A 9,095-nucleotide genomic window follows, 5' to 3' on the forward strand; every position below is an offset into this window, starting at 1 on the left:
GAGGAGACAGTGCGGCTGATCGACGATGCGTTGGCGGGAAAGCTGGCGGCGGCCTGAAACTCTTGCCCCGAGGCTTGCGTGGTTTACCATGACGGGTGCAGCACGAGGGAGAAGAGCGATGCGCAATCTGGTTTACGCGGCGGTTTTGATGGCGCTCGGCACGGGCAATGCGGTGGCCCAGGATGCCGAGATCAAGGGCACGATCTCGCAACAATTCGAGGCATTCAAGGCGGATGATTTCGCCGGGGCCTTTGAATTCGCCAGCCCCAATCTACAGCGGCTTTTCCAGAACCCGGAGAATTTCGGGCGGATGGTCACGCAAGGCTATCCGATGGTGTGGCGTCCGGCCGATGTCCGGTTCCTGGAGTTGCGCGAAGAAGGCGGCGTCTACCGGCAGATGGTGCTGGTGCGCGATGGGCACGGGACCAATCATGTGCTGGAATACCGGATGCTGGAAACCACCGACGGCTGGCGCATCAACGGCGTGCAGATCCTCAAGGACCCCGGTGCCACGGCATGAGTCTGGCGCGGTGTCGCCCCTGAGCCTTTTCCCGCTCAGAAGTCACGCCATAGCCCGAACTTGATCGCCGTGCGGGCCGTGTCCGAGAGCGGGCTCTCGATGCCCAACTGCCATTTGGTTTTGCCGCTCTTCGCCGCATAGATCACGGACGGAGCCAAGGTGGCGGAGGTTTCGCCGGCGCTGTGGGACACGTAGACTTGAAACATCCCGGCGACGCGGTCCGTGAAGTTGAGCCCCAGCGTTCCGTCGAGCTTGAACACATCCTCGCCCGCGCCCAGATCCCATCGATAAGACGCATCTACCGTCGTCCAGCCACCCTTGTCGCGGAAGGTGATGCCGCGACCCCAGGTCACTCCGGTCTTCGCATGCGGTGAAATGACAGCCCCGTCCCAACTGGCCCCGGCACCAAGTTCATAGGCCCAGAGGCTTTGTCCGTCGCGGTTACCCCACGGGCGGCGCAAGAAGATCGTGGCGGTCCCGGACGGCCCTGCTGTCGTGTTCCGGAACACCCCGATGTCGGCACCCACGGTCATGTCCTCGCGCAGCCCGTGTTCGATATAGGTGCTGGACGCGGCATCTTGGAAATGGTTCAGGGTGACGGAGGTCGAGGTGAACGTCCTGCCCTTTTCACGCAGCCACGGTCCCGCGACCGCCGGCGGTGCCAGAGCGAGGCAGAACAGAAAACCGGCCAGGATACGCAAAAGGTGCCACTCCCTCTGAAATGGCACCTTCTTTAAGAATGGTTAACAAACGTTTACCATCTGGCCCGAACGAGGCGATAATTCCCGGATCGTACGGGGCCGGGTCCTCAAACTCTTGCGGAGGATCCGCGGGGACCCGCAATCAGCCAGACGATGAACCCGACGACCGGGAAGATCAGAATCCCGAGGGTCCACAGAACCTTGCTGCCGGTCGACGCGGAGGACGTGAAGACCTGATAAATCGCGTAGATGTCCGCGATCAGGATGATCAGTCCGAGAAGTCCATATTCCATGATGGAAACCCTATCCATTGTTTCGATTACCAATTAACGCCGGGTTTTCGGTATTGTTCCCCCCGCGGCTCAGCAAGACTGCGGTTGTTTCACAGCCGATCCCGCCCCATATCCGGTGCGAAGCCTTGAGGAGACCCAGATGAAATGTCCTGTGGATGAAACGACGCTCGAAATGGCGGATCGCAGCGAGGTCGAGATCGACTATTGCCCAAGTAGCCGCGGTGTCTGGCTGGATCGCGGTGAGTTGGACAAGATCATCGAGCGCGGAAGCAATATGCCGGAGCCGAAGACGGTGCGTGAGGAGTATCACGACTATCCGCGCCGACAGCATAAGCCCAAGAAGGGCTGCGGCGGATTTCTGGGAGAGATATTCGATTTCTAGCCAATGGCGATTCCTGCGCAGCCCCCCGCACGGGCATGATCTGTGATCGGACTGGCGGCGCGGGGCTGGCAGTGATCGCGCGGCTCGGCTATCGTCTGGTCATAACCGGGTGAAGGAGGAAAATCGGCATGGAATCAGTTCTCGACTCGATCGGGGCGGTAGCCTTGGTGTTGCTTGTTGTCGTGGGGGCGGTGGCCGGGGCGATCGCAGGCAAGATCGCGGGCCGCCGCATGGCGATGTATATCGTCGTCGGCATCGCGGCGGCGGTGGCCACGCCCTTTCTCCTCGCCGCGCTCGGCATCGGCGTCCTCGCCGCCGGTGGGCTGTTGCTCATGCTTCTCGTGGCACTTGCTGGCGCGGCGCTGGTGCTGGTGATCGTGAGAGCGCTAACGCGGTAGGTTTGCGGAAGAAGCCACGGCGGCTGCCATGCCCCGGACGCAGAGGATCAAGGCGCTTCCTTTTTATCTCCGCCCCCGTCGCTTGACCCCGCCGCGCATGCCGCCGCGGCCCATCGTACTGCGACCGCTGGCCTTCTGGGCACTGTCCACGGCCTTCTCCACCGCGTATTGCCGCGCCATCGGGTCGTCGGCGATGGCCAGATCGACCGCCTCCAGCCGCTTGACCTCGTCGCGCAGCCGAGCGGCCTCTTCGAACTCGAGATTCTCGGCGGCGCGGCGCATATCGGTGCGCAGCCCGTCGAGCACGGTTTGCAGATTGCCGCCGTGGGCCCTGTCGACCTTGGCGGTGACGCGGTTCATGTCCACGTCGCCCTTGTAGAGACCGGCCAGAATATCCTCGACGTTCTTCTTGACGGTGGTCGGGGTGATGCCATGTTCTTCGTTGTAGGCCACCTGTTTGGCGCGGCGGCGATCGGTCTCGCCGATCGCGCGCTCCATCGAGCCGGTGATGCGGTCGGCGTACATGATGACGCGCCCTTCGGCGTTGCGGGCGGCGCGGCCCGTGGTCTGGATCAGCGAGGTTTCCGAGCGCAGGAAGCCTTCCTTGTCCGCATCCAGAATGGCGACCAGCCCGCATTCGGGGATGTCCAGCCCCTCGCGCAGCAGGTTGATCCCGATCAGCACGTCGAACGCGCCCAGGCGAAGGTCGCGCAGGATCTCGATCCGCTCGATCGTATCGATGTCACTGTGCATGTAGCGCACGCGGATGCCCTGCTCGTGCATGTATTCGGTGAGGTCCTCGGCCATCCGTTTGGTCAGCGTCGTGACCAGCGTTCGAAAGCCGTCGGCGGCGACCTTGCGCACTTCGTCCAGCAGGTCATCGACCTGCATCTCCACCGGCCTGATCTCGATCTGCGGATCGATCAGGCCGGTGGGGCGGATGATCTGTTCGGTGAACACGCCGCCCGTCTGCTCCAGTTCCCATGCCGCGGGGGTGGCGGAGACGAACACCGATTGCGGACGCATCGCATCCCATTCCTCGAATTTCAGCGGCCGGTTGTCCATGCATGAGGGCAGGCGGAAGCCATGCTCGGCCAGCGTCATCTTGCGCCGGAAGTCGCCCTTGTACATGCCGCCGATCTGCGGGACCGAGACGTGGCTTTCGTCCGCAAACACGATGGCGTTGTCGGAGATAAACTCGAACAGGGTCGGCGGCGGCTCTCCGGGGGCGCGGCCGGTCAGGTAGCGGCTGTAATTCTCGATGCCGTTGCAGACGCCCGTGGCCTCCAGCATCTCCAGATCGAAACTGGTGCGCTGCTCCAGCCGCTGCGCCTCCAGCAGCTTGCCGTCGCCGACCAGTTGATCGAGCCGGGTGCGCAGCTCGCGTCTGATGCCGATGATGGCCTGTTGCATCGTCGGTTTCGGCGTGACGTAGTGGCTGTTGGCATAGACACGGACGTGGTCCATCGTGTCGGCTTTTTCGCCGGTCAGGGGGTCGAATTCGGTGATGCTTTCCAGCTCTTCGCCGAAGAACGAAAGCCGCCAGGCGCGGTCGTCGAGGTGGGCGGGGAAGATTTCCAACGAATCGCCGCGCACACGGAACGATCCGCGCTGGAACGCTGCGTCATTGCGCTTGTAGGCCTGCGCCACCAGATCCGCGATCACCTGGCGCTGATTGTATGAATGGCCGACCTTGAGATCCTGCGTCATCGCGCCGTAGGTCTCGACCGACCCGATGCCGTAGATGCACGACACCGACGCCACGATGATGACATCGTCGCGTTCCAGCAGCGCGCGGGTGGCGGAATGGCGCATCCGGTCGATCTGTTCGTTGATCTGGCTTTCCTTCTCGATGAAGGTGTCGGACCGCGCAACGTAAGCCTCGGGCTGGTAGTAATCGTAGTAGCTGACGAAATATTCGACCGCATTGTCGGGGAAGAACCCCTTGAATTCGCCGTAGAGCTGCGCCGCCAGCGTCTTGTTCGGGGCGAGGATGATCGCGGGCCGCTGCGTCTCCTCGATGACCTTGGCCATGGTGAAGGTCTTGCCGGTGCCGGTGGCTCCCAGCAGGACCTGATCGCGCTCGCCGCTGCGCACACCTTCGGACAATTCCCGGATCGCGGTGGGTTGATCGCCCGCAGGCTCGAAATCGGTTTTCAGCGTGAACCGTTTTCCGCCCTCAAGTTTGGGACGCGACCGCACGTCGGGGGCCGGATTGGCCAGAAGCGGTGCTGCTTCGGAACGATCTGTCTGGGCATAGGGCATCGCGCGGCATCCTTTGGGGGGTGCCTCATAGGTGTCACATTCTGCGACTTGTTCAAGTAGGGTGCCGGCACAATCCGGTCGCAGCCTATTTCATCAGCCGCTTGCGGTTGGCCCGGACCTCGCGGGCAAGCGGCTTGATCGCGGCGCTGAGCACCCTGTCGGGGCCGTGACCCGCCATCAGCGCCGCAGTGCCGGCGACAAGCGCCCGCAGCATCGCCGGGCCTTTTTCCGCCATCATGACGAAATTCTCATCCGGTCGGGCGCGGATCGCTCCGCTCATCCCCATAAGGCGAAGCGCCATGACAGCCTGCTTGTCAAGCATCAGGCGAGTGGTCTGTGCCTGCAGGGTCAAAAGGGTAATCGGGTTCATCCAAGGTCGCTCCCAAGCGTCTGAGCGCAGAATACGCAGGCCATGACCGACTTTGACAGCGGAATGTTTCCGGGCGGTTAACCGAAGCCTCCCAGCGCCTTGCGCCAATGGCCCTTGCGTGGCATATCCTCGCGCATGGTTCAGCAAGAGGCCCGAACATGCGCGCACGAATCTTTCAGCCCGCCAGAACCGCCATGTCCTCCGGGTCGGCAAGAACCCAGGTCTGGCTGCTCGAGTTCGCTCCGGCCGAAGCCCGCAGCATTGATCCGTTGATGGGCTGGACATCGTCGGGCGACATGCAATCCCAAGTGCGGCTTCAATTCGACACCAAGGAAGCGGCGCTCGAATATGCCGAACAACACGGGATCGACGTACAGGTTCTCGATCCGAACAAGCGCAAGCCCAACATCCGCCCGGGCGGCTACGGTGACAACTTTGCAACGGGCCGTCGCGGGTCATGGACCCATTGAGTTAGGCTTTGCCGACGACGGCATTTGCGATTAGAAAACCACCGCGGGCCGAAGGATGACCCGCCCTGCGGTCCCGTAGCTCAACTGGATAGAGCACCTGACTTCTAATCAGGATGTTGGGGGTTCGAGTCCTCCCGGGATCGCCAACTCTCTAATAAAGTACAGTATTTACATAGGCTTACATTCAAATTTGGCTAACCTAAAAAGTGGGTTAGCCATCTGCCATAGTGCTCCGCTTGAGCATGGCGCGATCTGCTGCGCCACTCCGCTCGAAGGTCTCAGCGTATCGCTGTGCCTCTGCGAGCGTCTTGTGTCCAGTCACGGCCATCATCTCGTGTGGTGTGGCCCCGGCTTCGACCAACCTCCTGCTGCACGCCTTGCGCAGACCGTGGCTGCTGCACTGCGGTAGTCCTGCTGCATCGCACCATGCTCGCATGGCCGTGCCCATACCGTTCGCACTGCGCGGCTTGCCTTGGGTTGTCTGTAGGAATGTTGTGCACCCAGCGGGCAGGGCGTCGAGAACCTGCTTGAGATACGGGTGCAGCGGGATGTCCACCAGAATACCGTCTCGGGTCTTCATCTTCTGCCTGCGGTATCTGAGCCTGCCGTCCTTGACGTTCGCTGGCCCGAGAGCCACCGCATCTGCTCTTGAAGTTGCGGTATGCAGCATGAGCGTCATGCACAGGTGTGCTGTGGTGCCCTCTGTGTGCGTCTCGTAGAACGCCGCGATCTCGTCTTCGGTCCATGTGTGGTGCCCGTCACCGCCTGTGGTGTACTTCTTGATCTCCCGTGCAGGGTTCGTGGGTATCAACCCATCTTCCCTAGCTTGGTCGAGCACTGCACGCCAGATGCGCAGGTCGTTGTTCGCAGCACCGGGAGTGTCGGCCTTTTGAGCCATGAACGCCTTGATGTGCCTGCGCTCCAGCAGGGCGATGGGCTTCTTGCCGTGCTCCTCGCGCAGCCGCTCCGAGATATAGCGGTACGCCTTCTGGGTTGTCGGGCCGAGCCGCTTGAACTCGCCCGAGAGATACCAGCGTTCGATCACGTGAGACAGACTACCGGGAGTGGAGCCTGAGAGAACCTTCCCGGCAGTCTGTCCCTGCTCAAAGCGTTCACCCTTCACTGCGGCAGTGTACCGCAAGATGAACTCCTCGCTACCGTACTCGGTGCCGAGGTTGACCGTGAACCCAGCCTTGCGGTATCGCCAACGTAGCTTCTTGTGGCGGTCGCGGTAGTGTGTCACGTTCGGGAACGCTTGTTGCTTCTTCATGGCCTTGGTTCCAGTTCGCATGTTGGCGAGCGTTAAACAGAACGGTAGCTAAGGTGCCGCAATAGGCTGGCTCGCTCCACTGGCTATGAGCGGTCGAACCTTCATCACGGCTAACACTGAAAAATTGACAAGCCCACTACAATCAGAGAAGTAGTTAATGAAAGTTTGCAAAGCGCGCCTAGAGTAGTGAAGCTACTTCACTAGAACTCTGTCTCTATCTCGTTCACCACTGCTACACAATAATGCATGTCGAACTGATCAATTTCAGCTTCTGCAACTGTTATATCGCAGTTATTGTCATGCTAAGCATTGGCGGTTGTAGAATGAAGAATGGAACCGCATACAGGTATGCTGTCCACTCCTCACAAATGAAATAGATATAGCATATCTATAATTATGGAAACTCTATGGTTAACTCTAATACGTTGGAATTATCTCGACTGTTGCGTTAAAGATAGCACATGCTATATTATATGAGTGATCATCTAGTTCAGAACTAGATCGCCACTCTGGTGTATAACAGTATATAATTAATCAGAAACTTGCATACTACAAGTATATATATCTGTTGCAGTACAAGTATCAGACTTTATCCAAACTGATATTAACTACATGAGTTAAGTTGCCTGTTATTGTGTATTACTAGTTCACCAACTAGTGTCAACCCACCCTCGATCAAGTATATATACTACTATATAACTACTTATGTATTATATCTAGTATCTACTTCTATATATTATTGTATAGATCTAGCATATGTATATCTAGTATAGTAGTGGTATGATTGTACTGCTATATGGATAGTTATGACAATTTCCGCTCGTCACGGCGGATGAAACAGATATCAGTTTTGACGATAAGTCATATAAACAAGGATATCAGTAATCCGGCTGAGCCGGTGCTTTGTCTTAGGACGAGGACTTAAGCGAAGCCGTTCAACTCTGGTATATTACTATTCGGGTATGACATTCGTCACGATGGTACAATTTACAGCAATCTGTCTGTCTTAGGACGGGACGTTAAGCGAAGCCGTTTAACTTCGGGTCGGATTAGCCATATAACACTGGCATCGGGTATTTGGGGGGGGTTGTGCGTTGGTTAGTCTTAGGACGGAGACATAGGCGCAGGGCTTGGCCGTCCGGGTTGTTTCATCTTAGGACGAAGGTATTACCTCGCATGCCCATCTCGGGCTGAGCGACTGCTGGTTCGTGGCGGTGATGCCTCCCGGTCGAAAGGGGATAGATACCACAGCGGAAACATGTTGCCCAACTCAGCGCAGACCCGGAAAATAGCCTCGCTGAGAAGCAAGCCGAGCCATCGGGCGGCAACCCCTGCCCAGAGAGACACAGGCCACCCAAGCGGCTCCCTGTGGCAGCGGCAGTAAGACCGGTTCCGCGCTCGCCATCCTCAACCCGAAGGCAATATCCGGTAAACCGACGCGCGGCCTATGCCGAGTTGACGGGCAATTTCGGATGCCCCTACGCCAGCCTTGTGCAACTCCATGACCTCTGGCGCTTTTGCCTGTGCTGTCGGCTTCCTGCCCCTGTACTTGCCCTCTGCCTTGGCCTTTGCGATACCTTCACGCTGTCGCTCCAGCATGATGTCGCGCTCGAACTCCGCTATGCTGCCGAGCATGTTGAGCATGAGCCTGCCTGTCGGTGTGGCTGTGTCGATACCTAAGCCGGTGATGCGCAGACTGGCACCCTTGTCAGTGATAACCTCCAGCACGTCCAGCAAGTGTCGTATGGATCGCGCCAGACGGTCCAGCTTGGTGACAACGAGCACGTCACCTGCGCGGATGAACTCCAGTGCCTCGACAAGCTGTGCCCGCTCTCGCACGTCAACGGATGACACCTGTTCGCGGAATATCTTCTCGCAGCCCAGGGCAAGCAGGTCGCGCTCTTGCGCCTCTATCCCCGCTGTCTGGTCCAGTGTGGAAGTCCGTGCATAACCAACTAACATCGCGTGCCCTCTCTATGTCTCACACAAGTCTTAAACGTTAGGCACCATGTGTCTCAAATAGTCAAGCACATTGTTAGTGAGACAGTCTGACTACTTCGCTGGTACGTACCTGTAGGGCAAGCCCTGTGAGACAGCTCATTACAAGCCCTGTGCCTGCGGTGCTTTGGCAACTGCTAGTTAAGCTGCCTGTGCAGGTGTGGCGTTTGGCACATAAGGAACGGGTGGCATGGGGAAGTTCCTGCGCACAGATACCTTAGATACCCCTGCGAAAAAATGTGTCGGAAAATTCGAAGGTTTCCTCTACTATGCGGAGATTGCAAAAAAAGGCATCTCACATGCGCAATTTAGGTAAGTTCTACTATCATCGGTATGGCACGCAGTTTGCCGTCTTATTGGGCCTCATTCTGGCGTTCGCTTTCGTTGCAGGAGCCGGGCTAACGCTGTGGCTTGCCGTTCCTCTGGGG

At 58.6% G+C, this 9,095-nt stretch carries 10 protein-coding genes and 1 tRNA gene; 5 read left to right on the forward strand and 6 right to left on the reverse strand.

The features are described from left to right. The first annotated feature begins 118 nt into the window (after positions 1 to 118). Positions 119 to 520 carry a DUF4864 domain-containing protein gene (locus ACEW8G_RS16475; protein WP_373489479.1) on the forward strand — a complete coding sequence of 134 codons (402 nt, stop codon included), beginning with the start codon at positions 119 to 121 and terminating at the stop codon, positions 518 to 520. Between the two features lie 35 nt (positions 521 to 555). On the opposite strand, the gene ACEW8G_RS16480 is transcribed toward ACEW8G_RS16475, so the two are convergent. Together ACEW8G_RS16480 and ACEW8G_RS16485 are read right to left on the reverse strand one after the other, a co-directional pair. Next, positions 556 to 1,221, reverse strand: a complete 666-nt coding sequence (locus tag ACEW8G_RS16480; RefSeq protein ID WP_373489480.1) for a hypothetical protein — start codon at positions 1,219 to 1,221, stop codon at positions 556 to 558. Positions 1,222 to 1,328: 107 nt separating this feature from the next. Beyond that, positions 1,329 to 1,514, reverse strand: a complete 186-nt coding sequence (locus tag ACEW8G_RS16485) for a PLD nuclease N-terminal domain-containing protein (RefSeq protein WP_373489481.1) — start codon at positions 1,512 to 1,514, stop codon at positions 1,329 to 1,331. A 139-nt stretch (positions 1,515 to 1,653) separates the two neighbouring features. On the opposite strand from ACEW8G_RS16485, the gene ACEW8G_RS16490 reads away from it, so the two are divergent. After that, positions 1,654 to 1,896, forward strand: coding sequence for a zf-TFIIB domain-containing protein (locus tag ACEW8G_RS16490; RefSeq protein ID WP_373489482.1), 243 nt, complete (start codon positions 1,654 to 1,656; stop codon positions 1,894 to 1,896). A 128-nt stretch (positions 1,897 to 2,024) separates the two neighbouring features. Then, the gene (locus ACEW8G_RS16495; protein WP_373489483.1) at positions 2,025 to 2,294 is read left to right on the forward strand and encodes a hypothetical protein; all 270 of its coding nucleotides are present in this window, start codon (positions 2,025 to 2,027) and stop codon (positions 2,292 to 2,294) included. Between the two features lie 63 nt (positions 2,295 to 2,357). On the opposite strand, the gene uvrB is transcribed toward ACEW8G_RS16495, so the two are convergent. Together uvrB and ACEW8G_RS16505 are read right to left on the reverse strand one after the other, a co-directional pair. After that, entirely contained in the window at positions 2,358 to 4,559 is a 2,202-nt protein-coding gene (gene uvrB, locus ACEW8G_RS16500; protein WP_373489484.1) for an excinuclease ABC subunit UvrB, read from the reverse strand. A gap of 85 nt (positions 4,560 to 4,644) precedes the next feature. Then, a complete protein-coding gene (locus tag ACEW8G_RS16505; RefSeq protein ID WP_373489485.1) occupies positions 4,645 to 4,929 on the reverse strand; it encodes a hypothetical protein in 285 nt (94 codons plus the stop codon). A gap of 158 nt (positions 4,930 to 5,087) precedes the next feature. Between ACEW8G_RS16505 and ACEW8G_RS16510 the strand changes: the two genes are divergently transcribed. Both ACEW8G_RS16510 and ACEW8G_RS16515 read left to right on the forward strand, forming a co-directional pair. Continuing rightward, positions 5,088 to 5,399, forward strand: a complete 312-nt coding sequence (locus ACEW8G_RS16510; protein WP_373489486.1) for an ETC complex I subunit — start codon at positions 5,088 to 5,090, stop codon at positions 5,397 to 5,399. Positions 5,400 to 5,468: 69 nt separating this feature from the next. Continuing rightward, positions 5,469 to 5,545: transfer RNA gene (locus ACEW8G_RS16515), tRNA-Arg, on the forward strand. A gap of 65 nt (positions 5,546 to 5,610) precedes the next feature. Here the strand turns inward: ACEW8G_RS16515 and xerC are convergent. Both xerC and ACEW8G_RS16525 read right to left on the reverse strand, forming a co-directional pair. After that, positions 5,611 to 6,669 carry a tyrosine recombinase XerC gene (gene xerC / locus ACEW8G_RS16520; protein WP_373489487.1) on the reverse strand — a complete coding sequence of 353 codons (1,059 nt, stop codon included), beginning with the start codon at positions 6,667 to 6,669 and terminating at the stop codon, positions 5,611 to 5,613. Positions 6,670 to 8,076: 1,407 nt separating this feature from the next. Next, entirely contained in the window at positions 8,077 to 8,631 is a 555-nt protein-coding gene (locus tag ACEW8G_RS16525) for a recombinase family protein (protein ID WP_373489488.1), read from the reverse strand. Between the last annotated feature and the right edge of the window lie 464 nt (positions 8,632 to 9,095).

This window comes from Blastomonas sp., assembly GCF_041747255.1.
In the GTDB taxonomy this organism is placed as follows: Bacteria; Pseudomonadota; Alphaproteobacteria; order Sphingomonadales; family Sphingomonadaceae; genus Blastomonas.

Bases quoted from the DNA above. Each gene is read 5' to 3' on its own strand.
- ACEW8G_RS16475 (WP_373489479.1), top strand. From the start codon at position 119: ATGCGCAATCTGGTTTACGCGGCGGTTTTGATGGCGCTCGGCACGGGC.
- ACEW8G_RS16495 (WP_373489483.1), top strand. From the start codon at position 2,025: ATGGAATCAGTTCTCGACTCGATCGGGGCGGTAGCCTTGGTGTTGCTT.
- xerC (WP_373489487.1), bottom strand. From the start codon at position 6,669: ATGAAGAAGCAACAAGCGTTCCCGAACGTGACACACTACCGCGACCGC.
- uvrB (WP_373489484.1), bottom strand. From the start codon at position 4,559: ATGCCCTATGCCCAGACAGATCGTTCCGAAGCAGCACCGCTTCTGGCC.
- ACEW8G_RS16510 (WP_373489486.1), top strand. From the start codon at position 5,088: ATGCGCGCACGAATCTTTCAGCCCGCCAGAACCGCCATGTCCTCCGGG.
- ACEW8G_RS16505 (WP_373489485.1), bottom strand. From the start codon at position 4,929: ATGAACCCGATTACCCTTTTGACCCTGCAGGCACAGACCACTCGCCTG.
- ACEW8G_RS16490 (WP_373489482.1), top strand. From the start codon at position 1,654: ATGAAATGTCCTGTGGATGAAACGACGCTCGAAATGGCGGATCGCAGC.
- ACEW8G_RS16525 (WP_373489488.1), bottom strand. From the start codon at position 8,631: ATGTTAGTTGGTTATGCACGGACTTCCACACTGGACCAGACAGCGGGG.
- ACEW8G_RS16485 (WP_373489481.1), bottom strand. From the start codon at position 1,514: ATGGAATATGGACTTCTCGGACTGATCATCCTGATCGCGGACATCTAC.